Origin of the sequence: Pseudomonas sp. GV105 (assembly GCF_003058185.1) — a bacterium.
In the GTDB taxonomy this organism is placed as follows: Bacteria; Pseudomonadota; Gammaproteobacteria; order Pseudomonadales; family Pseudomonadaceae; genus Aquipseudomonas; species Aquipseudomonas veronii.
The window spans coordinates 363,248-382,701 of record NZ_QBUF01000003.1 but is presented as its reverse complement, the minus strand read 5'-3'; the positions used below and the strand labels follow the sequence as shown (position 1 = coordinate 382,701).

Sequence of the window (19,454 nt, the reverse complement as noted above, 5' to 3'; positions counted from 1 at the left end):
CACAAAACCAATGTGGGAGGGAGCAATCCCCCTCCCACATTGGGTTCTGCGGTACTACTGCTGCGCGATGCTGTACCCATCGAACGCGGTCTGCTGCTGCAACGCCGTGATCACGCTCTTGCGGCTCAACGGCTGTTCGGCGCCGGCGTTATCCACAAAGCTCTCGACTTCCAGCTCGGCGTCATCGCCTTCACCCACGAAGCTGAAACCCAGGAACTCGAACGCTTCACGGTCGACATTGAGCTTCGAGCGCGGCGTGCGCAGCGGCAGGGTGACGCTGATGCCATCCTTGCTGATCACAAACACTTCGGCTTCTTTCTTCGGCCGCGCGGCCTTGCCCTTGCCGGCGCTCGGGTTGCTGATGGCCTGGTGGGACTGGTTCAACACCTTGAGGGCCAGGCCGTAGACCAGCTCCTGAAACGCCGGGTCGTCCTTGAAGCTGGACAGGATGCGGCTGATCGAGAACTTGCTGCTCAGGTCTTCCAGGGCGATGTTGTCGGCGGCTTCGGCGTCCTTGAGCTGCTTGAGCTGGCCCATCAGGTCGTAGGCCTTGTCGTCGTCGAAGGCATCGTGGGCCTGGCGGATGGCCACGCGCAACTCGCGGATCTGGTCGCTTTCCTTGGAGGTGTGGAACGCGTCCAGCACCATCTCGCTGATGATCTTGGCCGCTGGCACATGCTGTGAAAGATTGATGGCGTTTTCGTATTCAGCTTTGGATTGCAAGGCGACTACGGATTCTTCGGCGGATTCAGCGGTGTAGGAATCGGGCATTGAAATTTCACTACTTCAGTAAACAGGGACAAAAAAGCGTCGGGCATTTTCGGCGGGGAGGGGGGGCAGGTCAAGGCAGCACAATGCCCTTATTGCGACGCAAGGCGGCCAGCGCCCGCAAAACAGACCTACGGTCAACCCGCATGCCCAACAGGCTGCCGATGACCGCGCCGCCCGCCCAGGCACCGCTCGACAGTATCGATGGTGCCAGCGCCAGTGTGCTTCCCTGCAGAAAAGCGTCGGATGTTTTCAGGCGCGGACCAGGGCAGTCGGCTTCAACAGGTATTCCCCGTTAATAGTGATAACGACACATCAAGACCTGAGTCTCATCATCCTCTATGCCATAGACCAAGCGATGTTCGGCGGTGATTCGCCGAGACCAGAAGCCACTGAGGTTGTATTTGAGTGGTTCGGGGCCGTCTCTTCAAGGGCATTGAATTCCGATAGCGAGATCATCACCACGGGCTCACCTTTTTGCCGGGTGAGCAGCAACGGGATGTGATCGTCATTGACCCGATCCATTGTCTCGGAGAGATGGGCACGGGCATTGGTGTAGTTGATTGTTTCCATGGGTATGTCCTCGCTTGATGGTACGAAACGTCCAGAAATACGTACATGTGTTCAAGGGTTTCCTTATCAACGGTCAATGGGTGGCACCCTTACGGTTTGAGCCTGACCCACATCAAAACCCCGCAGCGCTAAACCCGTTACAACACAAAGGTCTGATGAACCCATAAAAACGACAACGGACCTGCGCCGAGGGGGCTTCCCCACGCGAGGTCATTAAAGGACTAATGCAATGGCGCTTTCTCTGTCACGCCTGGCCTTGCTGGGAGCGACGTTTGGTCTGACGCTACCCCTGCACGCCAATTCCGCCGATACCGCACTGATCGAACACGGCAAATATGTCGCGCAATTGGGCGACTGCATTGCCTGCCACACCGCCAAGCCAGGCAACGCGATGGCCGGCGGGCTGGAGCTGAGCACGCCGATGGGCACGATCTATTCGAGCAACATCACGCCGGACCGCGAGACCGGCATTGGTGCCTACAGCTTCGAACAGTTCGACCGGGTCATGCGTGAAGGTGTCACACCTGCGGGTATGAACCTGTACCCGGCGATGCCGTATCCGTCCTACGCCAAGATGAGCGAGGAGGACATGCGCGCCTTGTACGCCTACCTGATGCAAGGCGTGGAACCCGTGCGGCAGGCCAACCTCGAGGCGGACATGGGCTTCCCGTTCAACCAGCGCTGGGGCCTGGCCTTGTGGAACTTCGCCTTTCTCGACAAGCAAGCGTTCCAGCCCGACCCCGGCCGTGACGCGCAGCTCAACCGTGGCGCGTATCTGGTCCAGGGCCTGGGCCACTGCGGCTCCTGTCATACCCCGCGGGGCATCGCCTTCCAGGAAAAGGCCATGAGCGATGACGGGCGCGGCGGCCAGCATTACCTGGCCGGCGAAACCGTCGAGCATTGGCGCGCCCTGAGCCTGCGCAACCTGTGGACCGTGGAAGACACCGTGCAACTGCTCAAGACCGGACAGAACCGTTTTGCCACCGTCGCCGGCAACATGGCCGATGTGATTCACCACAGTACCCAGCATTTCAGCGACGACGACCTGACCGCGATTGCCCGCTATCTGAAATCCCTGCCACCCGGCCCGGACGATCTGCCGATGCCGTCGGTGGCCCGCGCACCGGCCGCGCCACCCGCCGACCTGTTCACCAGCCGTGGCGGCCTGGGTTATATGCAGTTCTGCAGCGACTGCCACCGCAGTGATGGCGCGGGGGTGAAAGGCTTGTTCCCGCCGTTGGCCGGCAACCCGAGCATCGTCTCGAACGACCCGACATCCCTGCTGCATATCACCCTCACCGGTTGGGAGACCGCACAAACGGCCACTCACCCACGGGTCTACACCATGCCCGGGTTTGCCCGGCTGGCGGACCAGGAGGTCGCTGAAATCCTCAGTTTCGTTCGCACGCGCTGGGGCAACCAGGGCACGTCGATCAGCGCCGCGCAGGTCAAGACATTACGCGATCAGCTCAACCCGGCCACGACCGACTCCTCCACTTTCGAAACCCCGCGCCTGGCCGACCTGCTCGCGGCGCCGAACGCCGACCAGGTGGTGCGCGGCATGCGCCTGCACCTGCAAACCAAGGCATTGCTGCCCGACAACGTCGGCAACGCGCTCAATTGCACCAGTTGCCACCTCAACGCCGGCACCGTGGCGGACGGTTCGCCCTTCGTCGGCGTGTCGGCCTTCTTCCCCAGCTATGCACCGCGCGCGGGCAAGGTGGTGAGCCTGGAAGAACGCATCAACGGCTGCTTCCGGCGCTCGATGAACGGCAAACCGTTGCCGCCGCAATCGGCGGATATGCAGGCGATGGTCGCGTACTTCGACTGGATGAAGAACAACACCCGCCCCGAAGACAAGGTGGCCGGGCGCGGTGTAGGCAAGGTCGACCCGGCGATCAAACCGGACCTGGCCAATGGCAAGGCGGTCTACGCCAAGCAATGCGCGGTGTGCCATGGCGACAACGGTGAGGGCCTGGCGCGTGCCGACGGCGAGCGGGTGTACCCGCCGCTGTGGGGCGATCAGTCGTTCAATATCGGCGCCGGCATGGCACGCACCTACACGGCGGCGGCGTTCGTCAAACGCAACATGCCGATCGGCTTCCACGAGCAGTTCCCGTTGGGCCAGGGCGGTTTGTCCGACCAGGAAGCGGTGGACGTCGCAGCGTATTTCTCGGGGCAACCTCGCCCGGACTTCCCGGACAAGGTCAAAGACTGGCCCAACGGCGGCAAGCCGGTGGATGCGCGTTACTAGTCCAGTTGCTTGAGGCACGCCTGGAGGATGTCCAGGCCTTCCTCCAACACCGCCGGCTCAATGGTCAGCGGTGCCAGTAAGCGGACGATGTGCCGCGACTTGCCGCTGGGCATCAGCAGCAAGCCGGCGTCCCGCGCCAGGCTCAGCAACTGGCTCAGTTGCTGGGGCGCGGGCGTGCCGTCGGCGTGGGCCAACTCGATGCCACGCATGGCGCCGACGCCGGTCAGTCGGCCCAGGTAAGGCGACAGGCGTTGCGCGCGCCAGGTTTCGTAGCGGCGCAGGATGGCCTCTTCCTGTCGCGTGCCCCAGGCCTGCAACTGTGCATCCGTCATCACCTCCAGGGTGGCCAACGCCGCCGCGCAGGCGATGGGATTGCCCGAATATGTGCCGCCCAGCCCGCCTTTGGGCAGGTTGTCGAGTAACGCCTTGCGCCCCACCACAGCACCCAACGGCACACCGCCGGCGATGCTTTTGCCGAGCAGGATCAAGTCCGGCGTTATGCCCAGGCGCGAGAAGGCAAAACGTTGCCCGGTGCGGCCGAAACCGGACTGGATTTCATCGACGATCAGCAGGATGTTTTTCTCATCGCAGAAGCGGCGGAGGGCCTGGGCGAACGCGATATCCAGCGCGAGGAAGCCGCCTTCACCCTGCACCGGCTCAATGATGAAGCAGGCTACATCGTTGACGTCGATTTCCACGCTGAACAAGCGGTCCATAGCCTTCAGCGCTTCGGCGCAGGTCACGCCGTTATCGGCGCTGGGGTAGGGCAGGTGATACACCGGGCCCGGCAGGACACCGACTTTTTGCTTGTAGGGCGCGACCTTGCCATTCAGGTTGAGGGTGGCGAGGGTGCGGCCGTGGAAGGCGCCGTCGAAGGCGATCACCGCGGAGCGGCCGGTGGCGCCGCGCACGATCTTCAGGGCGTTTTCCGCGGCTTCCGCACCGCTGTTGGTGAGCATCCCGCTGACCGGGTAGTCCACCGGGATAAATGCGCTCAGACGATCCATCAGCTCGATGTAAGGCCTGTGCGGAGCGGCGTTGAAGGCGTAGTGGGTCAGTTGGGTCGCCTGCTGGCGAATCGCCTCGACCACCGCCGGGTGGCAGTGCCCGAGGTTGAGCACGCCGATGCCGCCGACAAAATCGATGTAGCGCTTGCCCGCGGTGTCCCAGACTTCGGCGTTCTTGCCGTGGCTGAGGCTGATGGGGTGGACGATGGAAATCGACTGGCTGATGGTTTCGCGGCTCATGAATCTCGGACTCGGCAGTGGCGGGCGTCTTTTTATCTAAGCCGTGAGCCGGGCCGGGCCGCAAACGAAATAAAGTCGCCGGGTCATTCCAAATCGGAAGGAGCGCTTGCCAAGCAGCCGTTCGGGGCCACAAACCCGCGCATTCATTCCGAGACGATGTCCTTCCCCGCCGCCTTGGAGCGATACAACGCCTGATCGGCCCGCGCCATCAGGGCGTCGGGGCCTTCACCCGCATGACGCTCCACCACCCCCAGGCTCAGGGTGATTTTGAAGTCGCCCACGGTGGGGACTTCGCTCATGCTTTGGCGAATGCGCTCGGCCAGGTTTTTTGCGCTCTCCAGGGTGCTTTTGGGCAGCACCACCACGAACTCATCGCCACCCCAGCGCGCGAGCAAGTCACCGGGGCGCACGCAGGCCTCCAGGCTCTCCACGACGCTCATCAGGGTCTGGTCGCCGACGCCGTGGCCGTGTCGATCGTTGATCGGCTTGAAGTCATCGATATCCATGGCGACCAGGGCCAACGGCAGGCGAAAGCGTTGGGCGCGCTCACATTCTTCCAGCAGCACTTTCTCCAGGCGATAACGGTTGGCCACGCGGGTCAGGGCGTCACGCTCGGCCAGGGAGCGGTTCTCGTCCAGTTGCAACTGCAGTTGCTGGTTGACCCGCGACAACTCGCGTGTGCGTTCGGCAACCAAGGCTTCAAGGGATTGGTTGCGCCGTTCGAGCTGTTCGATCGCGCACTTGCGCGTATTGATGTCGCGATGGGCGCCGACCATGCGCGCTACCGAGCCGTCGAGATTACGCGCAACCACATAGCCGCGGTCTTCGATCCACAGGTAGCTGCCGTCATTTTTGCGGCAACGGTATTCGATTTGGTAATAGGGCGAGCGACGGTTGATGTAGTCATCGAACACCGTCATCACGCGGGAGTAGTCGTCGGGGTGGATGATGTTCTCCCAGGTGAACACGCTGTTCTCCAGGGAGTGGCGGGGGTAACCGAGCATTTCGTACCAGCCCGGGTTGCGATAAACGAACCCCGTATTCGCGTTCCAGTCCCAGACCCCGTCGCTGACCAGTTCCATGACGGCATGCAACATGTCCGCATTGAGGTCAGTTGACGGTTTGTTGCCGGATGTATCGTCCATGTGCGCGCTCCCTGCGTGGGCCTCAAGGCCGGTCAAATTGACGCCGATACTCCGTGGCTGGCGCTACTGTACAACGGGGCTTGCACGCTTTGAATAGAGCGACTGTGCGGTTGTCGATGTGTGGCGATGGGCCATTATTTCGGCGCCCGCATCCTCGTCGGTGCCTTCCCGTTGGCGTTGTGCTGGTAAATGGCCTCGGGCTGGCCTTGCTCGTTGAAAAATACCTGGCCGATCCCCGCCGAGTTCCACAAGCGTTCACCGGCTTCGGCGTGTTCCGGGATATGCGGCACCACCTGCATGGTGCGGCGGCGGGTGAACCAGTTGAGTGGGGAGCGCGGCGAGTAGAGCCAGCGGTTGAGGCGGTCGAACCATTCCAGCAGGCGCGGTGGGAATTCGTTCTTGATGCCGCTGCTGGTGATCTGCCAGAGCTTGGGGCCGGCGTTGCGATGGCGGATCAGCACTTCGTAGACGAACGAGTAATGCACGTCGCCCGAGAGGATGACGTAGTTACCCGGTGTGCGGGAGTGGCGGAAGATATTCAGGATCACCTGGGCGGCGCCGCGATGCGCCATCCAGTTTTCGGCGTCGACCAGCAGCGGGTAGCCGCACCAACTGAACACTTTTTGCACGGTCTCGATCAGCTTGACGCCAAAGATCGGCGCGGGGGAGACGATGATTGCCGACGGGTGGTCCAGCAGCGCTTGTTGCAGTTCGCTCAAGGCTTCCCAGTCCAGCAGGCCGGACGGTTGCTTGAGGTTGAATTCGCTGCGCCAGCGGCGGGTGCGGGTGTCGAGCACCACCAGCGCGGGGGTGGTCGGCAGCACGTAATGCCACTGTTGGAAGGCCAGCAGCGTGTCGATCAGTTGATCCTGCGCACCCGCGTTCAGGTGGTTGTGCGGTGCCTGGGCGACAAGCGCCTGGGTCTGGTTGATCAGCGGGCCAAATACCTGCGGCTGGTTGCCCCAGCCTTGGCACAGCAGGTAAGCCAGCAGCGCGTTACCGATGATGCGTTTGGAGAACGGATGGCCGTAGGCGGTTTCTTCCCACTGCGCGCTGAGGTTCCAGTCGTCGGTGATGTCGTGATCGTCGAAGATCATCAGCGTGGACAGATGGGCAAACACCCGCGCGGCGCCGGGCAGGCCGTTGCGGAAGCGATCGATCTGCACCTGTTCGCGGGCATAACGCTGTTGCGCGTCGGCGCTCAGTTGCGGCGGCTGTGGCGCGATCAGCGTCCAGGGGGTGGGGGACCAGACCAACAAATACATGGCCATCGCTTCGGCGAAGGTCACCAGGTGATTGTCGGCGGTGCTGCTGGTGAAAATCGGCTTCTTCACGCCGCCGAAAAAACGCTCGCGCAAGGTCTCGTTACTGTCCAGCGCGGGGAGTAGTTCGGCCCGTTGGTAATAACTGGCGTGATGCCCGTAGAGGCTGGCGCTGTCGTCCACCACGGCGCCTTCCAGGTATTCGTCGAACAGCCCCAGGCGCGCGATCAGCCCATGAATCGCCCGCAGCATCGGCCCGGCGACATCGTCGGCGTACACCTGGTCGCCGCTCATCATCAACAATGCCGGGCGTTGGGCCGCGGTCTGGGCGTCGGCCAGCAGGTGATCGACGCACAGCAAGCCTTCGTCCGCCGGGTGATGAGGCTTGCGGCAGGAGCCGTGGACCAGTTGATGAATACGGCTATGCAGCACGAAACTCGGCGATTGCGCGTCGCAATAGAGCAGGTGCGCTGCCCAGTGGGCGATGCCGCGCCCGTCGATCAGCAGGTCATAGCCGATCAGCGCGTCCTGGGGCAGGGCCTCGTCCAACGGGATGTCGATCAAGTGGATAAAGGCCTGGCGCCCCACCGGCACGATTTGGCACTGGCCTTGGTCCAGCACGATGTCGCGGCTCTGTCCGGCGACGTGCAGCCTGAGGGTCAAAGGCAGTTGCCGCGTCCCCACCAGCCACATTACCAGGCGCAGGGGTTCAAGGCGCCGCAGCAGCGGGCCGGCGAGGACGTCGGGCAGGGTGCCGGCGTGAGGCATAGGGTTGAAAGCTCCGCGCAGGATGATCACGAAGGTTAACCCGGCGGATGTCAGTATTGTGTTAAGGCCGGGCGGATCGAAAGGAGGAAGAGGCTGCAGGTCGGCAGCCTCTGGTTGGGCGCCTCAGATGATGTTTCCCCGACCCAGGCTGTCCAGCCCGCTCACGGCGCGGTCTTTTTTAGGCGACTGCTCGCCATTGACGTCAATGGCCGCTCCCTGAGGAGGCGTTTTTGAGGGGGAGTGGTGGTCTACCTGTGTGTTCAAGTAGGTCGGCAGAAACGAATTTTCGAAGTTCAGATGGCTGTAGAAAATATTCATCACGGTTTCCTCTGTAAGTTCGGTTTGCGGCGAACACTGTCGACGCGAACCGAACTTACAGCGGGTAAGAAGGCAGTCGCTATAAACCTATTGAGTCAAAACGAGACTACTCAGGAGTGGGAATCTTCATTCACCGTGGGCACCGTAAATCGGAGCCCACTGCCAGCCCGTCGTGACGTTGAGCAAAGCGATATCGCGAAGCTATCAATGCATCGACGCGCCCTGCCGGGTCAGTGCGGTTTGTACGCATTCGAGCAGATGTTCGGTGCTCCACGGCTTGGGCAGGAAGCGTACCGATCCCCCCAGCTGCGCCGCCAGCCCGGTGTTGCCGGACGTCAGCAGCACCGGCACCGACGGCCAGCGATGGGCCACCACTCGACTCAGGTCATAGCCGTTGAGTAAACCAGGCATCTGGATATCACTCACAATCAGGTCCACCGGGTCATCGGCCCGCTCCAGGTAGATCATGCCTTCATCCGCCGAAGGAAACGAGGTGACATGTGCGCCGAAATCCTCCAACACGTCCACCATTAACGCGCGAATGATTTCGTCGTCTTCCAGCACTAAAATCGATGGCTGAGCCATGATCCTTACTCCACCATCAGGGTTCAGTAGGGTGGAGTGGGGCGGAGCGGATTAGGTTCGATCCGATATGCGCTGAGCGATGGATGGTCGTTTTGCGCGTCTAGGTTGCGCATTTGCCGGGTGCTGCTGCACGATACGGGCGCTTTTCCACCCACTCCCGGTCCGCTTGCTTGAGGCCGAATTGCGACGACGGGGTTACCGCCGCTGCCACAGTTACTGGCTATGCGGTCTCGGCGGCCTGGTACTGGGGCTGATCACCGGCCTGTGCGGCCGCAAAGCGATTGTTGCCACCACGGTTGCGGTCGAGAGTGTGGTCCTCAGGCACCTGGCCCATCAACTCCACACATTGCGTGACATCGACCCGCTGGCCGTGGCCGCGATTGCCACGATCGTCGAGGAGGAACAGCACCACCATGATCACTCTGCCGCGCAGATCGAGCGGGACGACCCGTGGTTCAGGGCGCTGGCGCCGGTGGTGACGGCGTGGACCGAAGCGGTGATCTGGATGGGCATGCGTTCCTGACAAACCGGCATAATTACCCGTATCACCCGATGTGGAGCCCTTATGAAGTACCGCGCGTTACTGACCTTCGTCCTGATCCTCAACACCGGCGCAGCCTGCGCCGCCGGCGATGCCGACGCGGGTGGCAAGCTCTTCGCCAAAACCTGCGGCGGCTGCCATAGCATCGGCGAGGGCGCGCGCGGCGGCTTTGGCCCCGAACTCAATGGCATCATCGGCAGGCCAGCCGGCACCACTCCCGACTATCAGTATTCAGATGCGATGAAAAACTCCGGGGTGGTCTGGACCCGGGAAAAACTCGCGGCCTATATCGAGGCGCCGAAGAAGGTGGTGAGCGGCACGCGCATGATCTTCTGGGGCATCAGCGATCAGGAAAAGATCGACAACATCCTGGCCTACCTGGCGACGTTTCAACCTGAGTGATCGCCTGACCCCATGTGGGAGTTGTCGAGCCCCGGCGAGGCTGCGATGGGATCACCGCGTGACACCTGCCAGACCGCAGCGCCTGCATCGCAGCCTCGCTGGGGCTCGACAACTCCCACATAAAACCTGCGTCGTTCTGAAGCCCTTACACCCCTGGCCGGCAATAAAAAAGACCTTGGAACGCCAAGGTTTTTTTTGCCCGCTGATCACGCCAGCAGGTGCTTGGAAATGATCCGCGAGATTTCAACAATCGAAGTCTTCCCCGTGAACTCGAATTTCACTTTCCCCAGCGACGAGAAGTAAATCTCCAACTCCGAATCCAGATCGAACGTCCCGGAGGTTTCCACCGAATACGCCACGATGTTTTTGTACGGCAGCGAGGTGAAGTCCTTCTTGCTGCCGGTAATCCCCTGCACGTTCACCGCGATGATGCGCTTGGTGGTGAAGACCACGCCGTCGCGCATGGCTTTGTAGGCATCGATCACTTCTTCGCCGTCCAGCAGCAGGGCGGCGACGCGTTCGGCGTATTCGTTGTTTTGCTTGAGTTTGAAGAAGCCTTTGTTGTTGAAGTCGATCATGTGCCTGTCCTGGGTGAGTGAGCCGGTAATCGCCAGCCGGTGTATGACGTTTTGCTCGTGGATCTGTATCTAACGCCCTGCTTTTCAACGCCCTACCATGGCGCCTGACACTGCAACGTCGGCGAAGGATTTCACGCCGGCAGAATAAAAATCCAGGAGCTAAACAATGCCCGATATGTCCAGCTTGCTTGCCTACGCGCTGATCTCACTCGGCATGGTGCTGACGCCCGGGCCGAACATGATTTACCTCATTTCCCGCTCGATTTGCCAGGGACGCATGGCCGGGATGATCTCCCTGGGCGGGGTGGCGTTGGGGTTTATCGTTTACATGCTGTGCGCGGCATTGGGTATCACCGCATTGGTGATGGCGGTTCCCTTGGCGTATGACGCGCTGCGGCTCGGCGGTGCGTTGTACCTGGTCTACCTGGCCTGGCAGGCGGTCAAGCCGGGTGGTCGTTCGCCTTTTCAGGTACGGGACCTGCCCCTGGATAGCCCGCGCAAGCTGTTCATGATGGGCTTTGTGACCAACCTGCTGAATCCTAAAGTCGCGGTGATGTACCTGTCGTTGCTGCCTCAGTTCATCGACCCGAACGGCCACGGCAGTGTGCTGACGCAATCCCTGGTGCTGGGCTTTACGCAGATTTTCATCAGCGTGAGCGTCAACGCAATGATTGCCATGATGGCGGGCTCCATCGCGGTGTTTTTCGTCACCCGGCCCGGTTGGCAGGTGGTGCAGCGCTGGCTGATGGGCTCGGTGCTGATGGGCTTGGCCGTGCGGATGGCGGTTGAAGGGCGGCGCTAACCGGGCATGCGCTTTTGGCCGCGGCCGGCACGCTGATCACCGATTCACAGGATGTCTTTCAAATAGTCCTTGAGGGTGGTTAGCGGCGTGGGCAGTGCGTCGAGTTGATGGACGTTTTGCACGTCAGTCGCCAACCGCCGCAACTCCCGCCCCAGCACCGTGTGGGCGCCGCCCAATGCCTCCAGCGCCTGCACCACGCATTCCTCGATCTTGCGTTGAATCGCAGCCAAATCCCGCTGCCGTACCAGTAACCCAAACACTTCCCGCTCGTACCCGTCCATCACCAGATCGTCACGCAAGACCGGGCTGCCGCCGTCGGTCTCGTACACCAGTTTCAGTGCGAAGAGCGCAACCGCTTCCAGCGTCAATTCCATGGTCTCGCTTCCTCGGGGTTTGGTGGGGAGGGCGATGATCACTGTTCTGCGCCGGAAAAAAAAGACCCACGCGTCAGCGCTCCAGGATCAGCTCCACGCGGCGGTTGCGGGCGCGGCCTTCGGCGACGGCGTTGTCGGCCAGGGGCCGGGTGTCGGCGTAGCCGATGGCGGCGAGACGGTTGGGCTGGATGCCGTTGCTTTGCAAGTAGCGGACTACGCTGCCGGCGCGGGCGCCGGAGAGTTCCCAGTTGGAGGGGAAGCGCGAGTTGCGGATGTCTTGAGTATCGGTATGGCCGGCGACGATGATTTTGTGCGGCACGCTGTCGAGTACAGGGATCAGATGGCGCAGCACGGCGAGGCCGCCCAGGCTGAGGTCGGACTGGCCGGAAGGGAACAGGATTTCGCTGCTGATCCGAAAGCTCACGCTGCTGTCGTTGGTGACCACTTCGATGTCATTGCCCAGCTTGTCCAGTGGCAGTTCGTTGAGCAGGTCTTGCGTCGTGGGCTTGGGCGGCTCGGGCTCAACGACAGCGACGGGTTCTGGCTCGGGTTCGGGCTCAGGTTCCACAACGGGGGCCGGCACCTGAGGCACCAGCAACAACGCACCCGGCGGGTCCAGCGTGGTCAGGCGTTTTACGCTGAAAACGGCGGGGCCATTGGACTTGGCACTGTGCCGTGCAAGCTCATGGCTCTTGCCGGCCAACGCCAGCATGGCCATGGTCACCACCAGCAGCAGGGTCATCATGTCCAGGTAGGTCATCATCCACGTTTCGCCACCGGGGTCTTCGACGGCCGGCGTGCCGCTGGCGATCGCGGCCGCCTGGTTGCGGGTGATGGTCGTCATGCCCGGGTTTTCCACTTCAATGCAATCAGGGCGCGTGCCGGGCGCAACGGTTCGTCGCGCAAGTCGTTCTGGTAATGGGCCACGAACGACTTCAAGGTTTCACGCATCAGCCCTGGGCTGCGTTTGTTGGCCATCATCGCCACGCCCTGCAACACCATGTTCATCACCACCACGCGCTGTTCGGTGCGGCGTTCCAGTTTCACCGCCACCGGTTTGCACAGCAGGTTGGCCAGCAACACGCCGTAGAGCGTGGTCATCAGGCCCACGGCCATTTGTCGGCCGATGGTCACCATGTCGCCGTCGCCCAGCACGAACATCAGGTTCACCAGCCCCACCAGGGTACCGAGCATACCGAAGGCCGGCGCATAGCTGGCCATGACCCGGAACAGCTGGGCCTCGGCATGTTCCTTGGCACGCAGCCGCGCGATACGCCATTGCAGCAGGTCGAGGATGTCGTCCAGCGGTGTCTTGTCGATCACCAGTTGCACGCCGGAGCGCAGGAAAGGGTTTTTCACCCGGTCGAGGACGTCCTCCACCGCGCGCAGGTCGCCGTCGATCCACAGGCGCGACAGGCTCACCAGTTCGTCGATGTCTTCCTGGGTGTATTCGCGCTCGTGACGCACCACGGTCTTGATCAGGCTGAAGACGTGCAGCACTTCGCGCAGCGGGTAGCTGATGAAGGTCGCGGCAAACGTGCCGACCACCACAATGCCGAGGGCCGGCAGGTCAATGAACAAGCCGGGTTGTTGCGCGCTGAACATGAGCAGCACCGTCAGCAGTAGCAGGCTGGCGAGCATGCCGATCAGGGTTGAGGGGTTCATGCAGCACTCCTGTTGTGGGCCAAGGCAGGCTTTATAACGCGGTGGGTGCTGATTCAAATCGGCTAATACAGGCACTTTGCGTGGCGAAATCGGACGGCTGCGCAAATTTTTTTGGGGGCTGCCTAAAGACGCCTGATCGGATCGCCGATGTTCGCTTTGTCTGTACGGCAACGGCGGTGATGGCATCAACGCCGGGCCTCTCATCTGTTCAAGCGGCTCACCCACGAAAAGGAACTGCACCATGTCAGTTATCAATACCAACATCACGTCCATGATCGCTCAACAAAACCTGAACTCCTCGGAGAACAGCCTGAGCACCTCGATCGAACGCCTGTCGTCGGGCCTGAAAATCAACAGCGCATCCGATGACGCCGCAGGCCAGGCAATTGCCAACCGCATGACCTCGCAGATCACCGGCCTGTCGCAGGCGAGCAGTAACGCCAGCGACGGCATCTCTCTGGCGCAGACCACCGAAGGCGCGCTGGACCAGGTGAACGACAACCTGCAGCGCATCCGTGAGCTGTCGGTGCAAGCGTCCAACGGCACCAACTCCCAGTCCGACCTGCAATCGATCCAGGACGAGATCACCCAGCGTCTGGACGAGATCGACCGTATCTCCTCGCAAACCGCGTTCAACGGCGTGGACGTGCTGTCCAAAGACCAGACCATCACCATCCAGGTCGGCGCCAACGATGGTGAAACCATCGACATCAAGCTCAGCGAAATCAATGCCAAGACCCTGGGCCTGAGCAGCTTCAACGTGAACGGCTACGACACCACCCTGACGGCCAGCACCCTGTCGGATTCCTCGGGCACTGCGATCACGTCGACCAACACCAGCTATGTCGACAAGTCCGGTACCACGGTCACCGGTGGCACGCTGTCCACCGACGCCGACGGCGACTACTTCCTGACCGTGGGCGGCAAGACCTACGCGGCCGAAGTGACCCTGACCACCAGCGGCACCACCACTACGGCCAGCGTCAGCATCGACACCGAAAACGAGGTGACCAAGAAGTCCACCAGCACCCTGACCACCCTCGACAACGCCTTGAACACGGTGGACTCGATGCGTTCGGACCTGGGTGCGGTGCAAAACCGTTTCGACTCGGCAATCACCAATATTTCGACCACTACCACCAACCTGACTTCCGCCCGTTCGGGTATCCAGGACGTGGACTACGCCACGGAAGTGTCGGCCATGACCAGCGCCCAGATCCTGCAACAGGCAGGTACCTCGGTATTGGCCCAAGCCAACTCCATGCCGCAGCAAATGCTGTCGCTGCTGCAATAATCGCGACGGTGCGGTACGAAGGGGCCAGCGCACGCTGAGCCCCTTTTTTTGTGCGCGTTCGCTGCGCCATCTTTGGTAATCGTGGCATTGAGGTGGGTTTATCCGGGCTTTGGTGGGGAGGGTGGCGCGATAGCATTTCGCCTAGTATCTCTCTGCACAAGGCTGCTCCTGAATGCCAAGATCCCCGCGCCACGGCGCGCCCAGCCATATTGCTGCCCATACGCTTGCCCAGGCGCGACGACGCACCGAGCAACGCCCCCGTGACCCACAGGCATGGAAAGACCTGGGCAATCAGCAACTGCACAGCGACCCCGAGCAAGCGCTGGCCAGTTTCGAGCGTGCATTGCAGTTGCTGCCCGATGAGCCTCAGGCATTGGAGTGGGTGGCCAAGGCCGCGCAAAAGCTCGGCCAGGCGGATCGTGCCCTTGAACTCGTCCACAAGGCGCTGGGCATCGACCCGGATTTCGCCGTCGGACATCACCGCCTGGCCACGCTGTATTTTGAAAAAGGCCAGTTCGCCAACGCCCTGTCGCATATCGATCAGGCACTGGCGTTGGCGCCCCATGACTGTCATATGCTCTCGCGCAAAGGCTTGATCCTCAATCGCCTGGAACGCCATGGCGAAGCCATCAAGGTGTTCGACAAGCTGATCGAACGCGAACCCGGGGATTACAGCCACTGGAACAACGCGGCCAACCTATACAAGGACATCGGCCAACTGGCCACCGCCGACACCTATTATCAAAAGGCTGTGGCGCTGGCCAAGCGCAAGGACGTGCTGCCGTATTCCAACCGGCTGACCTCGCTGCACTACGACCCCGAGCGCAGCCGCGAGTTTATCTTCGAGGTGTGCAAGGAATGGCAATCGCGCTTTGGCCCCAAAGCCGTGCCGCCGCGCCCCGAAGTGCTCGATCGCGCGCCCGACCGTTGCTTGCGCATCGGCCTGGTATCCGACGGCCTGCGCCAGCACCCGGTGGGCAACATGATCGTGGGCGTGCTGGAAAAACTGCCGCGTCATCAGTTCCAGTTGTTCGCCTACAGCACCAGTCAGGTGTGCGATCACCTGACCCGGCGCATCCAGGCGTCGGTGCAGCAATGGCTGGCGATCAAGCATATGGACGACGTCACGTTGGCCCAGCGCGTCCGCGACGATCGCATCGATATCCTGATTGACCTCTGTGGCCATAATGCCGGCAACCGCATGGGCACCATGGCGTTGCAGCCGGCGCCCTTGCTGGTGAAATGGGTCGGCGGCCTGATCAACACCACCGGGTTGGATGCCATCGATTACCTGCTCACCGACCGCATCGAGTCACCGGAGGGGGAAGACGCGTTCTACACCGAAAAGCTCATCCGCCTGCCCGACGACTACATTTGCTACGACCCGCCGCCCTACACGCCGGACATCAAGCCCTTGCCCGCGCTGGCAAACGGCTTTGTCACCTTTGGCTGCTTCAACAACCCGAGCAAGGTCAACGATGTGCTGCTCGGGCGCTGGGCCGAATTGCTGCGGGCCGCACCTGATTCGCGCCTGTTGCTCAAGGGCGGAGCCTTTGGCAATGACGAGTTGCGCGCCCATGTACACGGCATCATGGCTGCCCACGGTATCGCCCGGGAGCGGGTGCTGATCGAAGGGCCGGTGGGGCACAAGACCCTGCTGGAAACCTACAACCGCATCGACATCGCGCTGGACCCTTGGCCTTATTCCGGCGGCCTGACCACCTGCGAAGCCTTGTTGATGGGCGTGCCGGTGGTCACCTTCCCCGGGCCGACCTTTGCCGGGCGCCACTCGGCCACCCACTTGGTCAACGCCGGTCTGCCGGAGTTGGTGGCGCACAGTTGGGCGCACTACCAGCAACGCGTCATTGAATTGGCCAACGACCTGGACAGCCTGGCGCGCATCCGCAGCCACCTGCGCGAGGTACTGATGGGCTCGCCGGTGTGCGACAGCCAGCGTTTCGCCAACCACTTCGGCACCGCCATGCGTGCTATCTGGCAGCGCTACTGCGCGGGCCAGCCGGCTGCCGCCCTGACATTGAACCCGCAAGGGCTGGCCAGGTTCGAGGGGGAGGCCACCGCTGTCGTGCTTCAGCACCCGGCGGCACCGGCCAGGGACGAGGGTTTTGGTTTCAAGTTCCAGGGCAAAGTAGTGACCCTGGACCACGGCGGCACGCTGATCGCATCGGCGCAGTTTGTTGCGCTGCAAAAAATGGCGGCGTTTTCCACGGTGGCCTTTGATCCCGCCAGCCGTATCGACAATGCCCGACAACTGGCGCAACTGGGTGAGTTGCATTACTACCCCCATGCGGCGCTGGGCAATGGCCAGCCCGCCACGCTCTACGCCTGCCTCGATCCGGCCATGAGCGCCACATTGGCACCGCTGGCGGCATCCGCGGTACTGGCCAAACTGGCGGTGCCCACCCTCAAGCTGGATGCGATCAACGGCTTGCCGTCGGTGGACTGGCTGTTGCTCGACAACCTCAACGACAGCCTGGCCGTGATCGAACATGGCCAACGTACCCTCGCCGATACGCTGTTGGTGCAAGCGCGGGTCAACTTCGCGCCGACGCATGATCAGCAGGCCGATGTGGGCTTGATCAGCCGCTGCCTGGCGCGGCGCGGGTTCAGTTTTTACCGGCTCAATAACCTGCAGCACATCAGCCATCCGGCCGAAGGGCAAAGCCTGGATCAATTGCGCGCTTCTCACCTGGTGTGTGCCGATGCGCTGTTTTTGCCGGACGCAACACGTATGGCAGCACTGTCCGATAACCAGCGCCTGAAGCTGGCCTTTTTACTGCACACGGTCTACGCCGCCTTTGACGTGGCGACGCAACTGCTCAACACAATCGATAGCGACCTGGCCGCGCAGTACCTCAAGCACTGCCGGAACCCGAGCGCCATGCCGCAACCGCTCGAACTGCCGCGGGCGCCGATGCAGGCCCCCCAGGTGACCTTTCCGGCAGAAGTGGCCGCCTATGTGAAAAAACTCTACACCCAGGCCTCGGTGATTCTGGAATATGGCAGCGGCGGTTCCACCCTACTGGCCGCCAACATGCCGGACAAAACCGTGATCTCGGTGGAAAACGACGCCCGTTGGGCGCAGGACATGCAAGCCTGGATCGCCAATGCGGTGCTGCCCTCACGGCCGATGATTTACCCGGTGGATGTGGGCGAGACCGGTAAATGGGCACGGCCGAAGAACGCCCGGCACTGGAAGAAATTCCACACCTACCCGCTGAGGGTCTGGGATGAGCCGTTCTTCGAGCAGCCCGATGTAATCCTGATCGATGGGCGATTTCGCATTGCCTGCTTTGTCACCGCGTACCTGCGGGCGACCAAGCCAGTCATCGTGTTGTTCGACGATTATCTGGACCGCCGACACTACCATGTGGTCGAACGGTTGTTGGCCCCGACCGCGTTTGTCGGGCGCATGGCGCGGTTCGATCTGCAGCCGCTGACGCACCTGCCGCGTGAGGAACTGACCTGGCTGATCGCCAGTTTCAATGAAGTGGCTTACGCCGAGGGGGAAGACCTGCCCTGATGCAAGGCAGGCTCGGGAACGCCGTCGATTAGAGGCGGGCGCTGGCGTGCCTGCCCCCACCTTGGATCGTCGGCGCTATTCCTTCATTCTGACCTGCAGTCGCGCGATCGCCTGGGCATGCAATTGACACACGCGTGATTCGCTCACCTCCAGCACCACGCCAATCTCGCGCAGGTTGAGCTTTTCGTGGTGACAGAGCGCAAGCAGCAGGCGTTCGCGCGCCGGCAGGGCGTCGATGGCGCGGGTGAGGTTGGCGCGGTTGCGGTCGTTGATCAGTTCGGCAAACGGCGTGCGCAGCCGCGAACTGGAGCCCTCGCTGTGCTCTTCGTCCACATCGTCAAAGGGCAGCATCTGGCTGCCGTTGGTGTCATCGAGCACCTTCTGGTACTGCTCCAGCGTCAGGCCCATGGCCGAAGCGACTTCCCGCTCCCGCGCCGGCCGCCCGAGATTCTGCTCCACGCGGTGCATGGCATCCTCCACCGCCCGCGCGTTACGGCGCACGCTGCGGGGCACCCAATCGCGGGTGCGCAGCTCGTCGATCATCGCCCCGCGAATGCGTTGCGAAGCAAAGGTGGCGAAGGTTGCGCCCACACTCACGTCGTAGCGCGTCATGGCATCGAGCAGGCCGATGCTGCCGGCTTGAATCAAGTCGTCCAGTTCAATATTGGAAGGCAGCCGGGTCTTCAATCCCAGTGCCTGGCGCCGGACCATGGGGAGGTACTGCTGGAGGACTTCCTGCTGGTTAATCTTGCCCTGTGCCGTATACATCGTGCGCGCCTGCGAAAGACAGAAAATCCACGGGATTATTACCGCTCGCCCTGGCCGCTTAAGCGCGGAACAGCTGTACGCCAGGTGACGTGTTCGCCCTTTAAGCCGGGCCGACACCGATGCTATGTGGGGGGCGGCTTGATTGGCGGTGCGCGCAGGTCTCGTCGATCAACAACAATCGTGTCCCCAGATACCGCTGCGCCGCTTCGCGCAAATTGTTGAGCAGGCCGTGTTGGGAAAACCCGCTGTGCAGCGCCAATACCTGCCGGGGGCCATTCTGTTCGCGGAGCTGGCTCAAGGTGTCGAACGTGCGGCGGAAGGCGCCGAGGTCGCTGTCGACCCACACGCCCCAGCGTTCGGGCAGGTCGCGGTGATAGTTATCCACAGCCTGAACGCGCCAGCGCGCGGGGTCGCCCACCCAGCGATGACCTTGGCGGTGCCAGCGCTCCAGGGTGTTGTGTGCCTGGACAGCCGCCTGCGCCGCGCCGAACAGCATCAAGGTGCGATCCACCACGGGGAGCGGGCGCTGACTGGCCCAATGGCGCAGGCCGGCGGCTTGATCGTGCATG

20 protein-coding genes are annotated in these 19,454 nt (G+C 62.1%); 6 read left to right on the top strand and 14 right to left on the bottom strand.

Features of this window, described 5'->3' with window-relative positions:
- Window positions 1-54: 54 nt before the first annotated feature.
- From C8K66_RS08055 to C8K66_RS08045, 3 genes are all read right to left on the bottom strand, one after another.
- On the bottom strand, window positions 55-771 hold the full coding sequence (locus C8K66_RS08055) for a hypothetical protein (RefSeq protein ID WP_057005274.1): 717 nt from the start codon (window positions 769-771) through the stop codon (window positions 55-57).
- 292 nt (window positions 772-1,063) lie between these two features.
- Entirely contained in the window at window positions 1,064-1,141 is a 78-nt protein-coding gene (locus tag C8K66_RS31210; protein WP_141123716.1) for a type II toxin-antitoxin system YoeB family toxin, read from the bottom strand.
- Complete coding sequence (locus C8K66_RS08045) at window positions 1,108-1,341, bottom strand: type II toxin-antitoxin system Phd/YefM family antitoxin (RefSeq protein ID WP_227778728.1); 234 nt, start codon at window positions 1,339-1,341, stop codon at window positions 1,108-1,110. The genes C8K66_RS31210 and C8K66_RS08045 overlap by 34 nt, the downstream gene beginning before the upstream one ends.
- A 229-nt stretch (window positions 1,342-1,570) precedes the next feature.
- On the opposite strand from C8K66_RS08045, the gene C8K66_RS08040 reads away from it, so the two are divergent.
- Window positions 1,571-3,595, top strand: coding sequence for a c-type cytochrome (locus C8K66_RS08040; protein WP_108524572.1), 2,025 nt, complete (start codon window positions 1,571-1,573; stop codon window positions 3,593-3,595).
- On the opposite strand, the gene C8K66_RS08035 is transcribed toward C8K66_RS08040, so the two are convergent.
- From C8K66_RS08035 to C8K66_RS08015, 5 genes are all read right to left on the bottom strand, one after another.
- Window positions 3,592-4,842 carry an aspartate aminotransferase family protein gene (locus tag C8K66_RS08035; RefSeq protein WP_108524570.1) on the bottom strand — a complete coding sequence of 417 codons (1,251 nt, stop codon included), beginning with the start codon at window positions 4,840-4,842 and terminating at the stop codon, window positions 3,592-3,594. The two genes, C8K66_RS08040 and C8K66_RS08035, sit on opposite strands and share 4 nt — an antisense overlap.
- A gap of 143 nt (window positions 4,843-4,985) precedes the next feature.
- Window positions 4,986-5,987: a diguanylate cyclase domain-containing protein gene (locus tag C8K66_RS08030; RefSeq protein ID WP_108524568.1), complete on the bottom strand. Its 1,002-nt coding sequence runs from the start codon at window positions 5,985-5,987 to the stop codon at window positions 4,986-4,988.
- Between the two features lie 134 nt (window positions 5,988-6,121).
- A complete protein-coding gene (locus C8K66_RS08025; protein ID WP_108524566.1) occupies window positions 6,122-8,017 on the bottom strand; it encodes an alkaline phosphatase D family protein in 1,896 nt (631 codons plus the stop codon).
- A 123-nt stretch (window positions 8,018-8,140) separates the two neighbouring features.
- On the bottom strand, window positions 8,141-8,335 hold the full coding sequence (locus C8K66_RS08020) for a hypothetical protein (protein WP_046382114.1): 195 nt from the start codon (window positions 8,333-8,335) through the stop codon (window positions 8,141-8,143).
- 204 nt (window positions 8,336-8,539) lie between these two features.
- Window positions 8,540-8,920, bottom strand: a complete 381-nt coding sequence (locus C8K66_RS08015) for a response regulator (RefSeq protein ID WP_017846735.1) — start codon at window positions 8,918-8,920, stop codon at window positions 8,540-8,542.
- Between the two features lie 181 nt (window positions 8,921-9,101).
- Between C8K66_RS08015 and C8K66_RS08010 the strand changes: the two genes are divergently transcribed.
- Entirely contained in the window at window positions 9,102-9,443 is a 342-nt protein-coding gene (locus C8K66_RS08010; protein WP_256590913.1) for a demethoxyubiquinone hydroxylase family protein, read from the top strand.
- 42 nt (window positions 9,444-9,485) lie between these two features.
- Window positions 9,486-9,863 (top strand): cytochrome c family protein, encoded by a 378-nt coding sequence (locus C8K66_RS08005; RefSeq protein ID WP_057005269.1) that lies wholly within the window; start codon window positions 9,486-9,488, stop codon window positions 9,861-9,863.
- A gap of 206 nt (window positions 9,864-10,069) precedes the next feature.
- On the opposite strand, the gene C8K66_RS08000 is transcribed toward C8K66_RS08005, so the two are convergent.
- The gene (locus C8K66_RS08000; protein WP_017846739.1) at window positions 10,070-10,441 is read right to left on the bottom strand and encodes a PH domain-containing protein; all 372 of its coding nucleotides are present in this window, start codon (window positions 10,439-10,441) and stop codon (window positions 10,070-10,072) included.
- Between the two features lie 166 nt (window positions 10,442-10,607).
- Between C8K66_RS08000 and C8K66_RS07995 the strand changes: the two genes are divergently transcribed.
- Window positions 10,608-11,243 (top strand): LysE family translocator, encoded by a 636-nt coding sequence (locus C8K66_RS07995; protein WP_046382117.1) that lies wholly within the window; start codon window positions 10,608-10,610, stop codon window positions 11,241-11,243.
- A 44-nt stretch (window positions 11,244-11,287) separates the two neighbouring features.
- On the opposite strand, the gene C8K66_RS07990 is transcribed toward C8K66_RS07995, so the two are convergent.
- The 3 genes from C8K66_RS07990 to C8K66_RS07980 form a co-directional block, all read right to left on the bottom strand.
- Window positions 11,288-11,617: a hypothetical protein gene (locus C8K66_RS07990; protein WP_017846741.1), complete on the bottom strand. Its 330-nt coding sequence runs from the start codon at window positions 11,615-11,617 to the stop codon at window positions 11,288-11,290.
- 73 nt (window positions 11,618-11,690) lie between these two features.
- Window positions 11,691-12,461 carry an OmpA family protein gene (locus tag C8K66_RS07985; protein ID WP_108524562.1) on the bottom strand — a complete coding sequence of 257 codons (771 nt, stop codon included), beginning with the start codon at window positions 12,459-12,461 and terminating at the stop codon, window positions 11,691-11,693.
- Window positions 12,458-13,282, bottom strand: coding sequence for a motility protein A (locus C8K66_RS07980; RefSeq protein WP_046382118.1), 825 nt, complete (start codon window positions 13,280-13,282; stop codon window positions 12,458-12,460). Before C8K66_RS07980 ends, C8K66_RS07985 begins: the two co-directional genes overlap by 4 nt.
- Window positions 13,283-13,523: 241 nt before the next feature.
- Here C8K66_RS07980 and C8K66_RS07975 point away from each other — a divergent pair, with 241 nt between their 5' ends.
- Window positions 13,524-14,576, top strand: a complete 1,053-nt coding sequence (locus C8K66_RS07975) for a flagellin (protein ID WP_046382119.1) — start codon at window positions 13,524-13,526, stop codon at window positions 14,574-14,576.
- Between the two features lie 172 nt (window positions 14,577-14,748).
- Complete coding sequence (locus C8K66_RS07970; RefSeq protein WP_079444665.1) at window positions 14,749-18,117, top strand: tetratricopeptide repeat protein; 3,369 nt, start codon at window positions 14,749-14,751, stop codon at window positions 18,115-18,117.
- 75 nt (window positions 18,118-18,192) lie between these two features.
- On the opposite strand, the gene C8K66_RS07965 is transcribed toward C8K66_RS07970, so the two are convergent.
- Together C8K66_RS07965 and C8K66_RS07960 are read right to left on the bottom strand one after the other, a co-directional pair.
- Complete coding sequence (locus C8K66_RS07965) at window positions 18,193-18,885, bottom strand: RNA polymerase sigma factor FliA (protein WP_046382120.1); 693 nt, start codon at window positions 18,883-18,885, stop codon at window positions 18,193-18,195.
- Between the two features lie 100 nt (window positions 18,886-18,985).
- Window positions 18,986-19,453, bottom strand: coding sequence for a hypothetical protein (locus C8K66_RS07960; RefSeq protein WP_108524560.1), 468 nt, complete (start codon window positions 19,451-19,453; stop codon window positions 18,986-18,988).
- Window position 19,454: the final 1 nt, after the last annotated feature.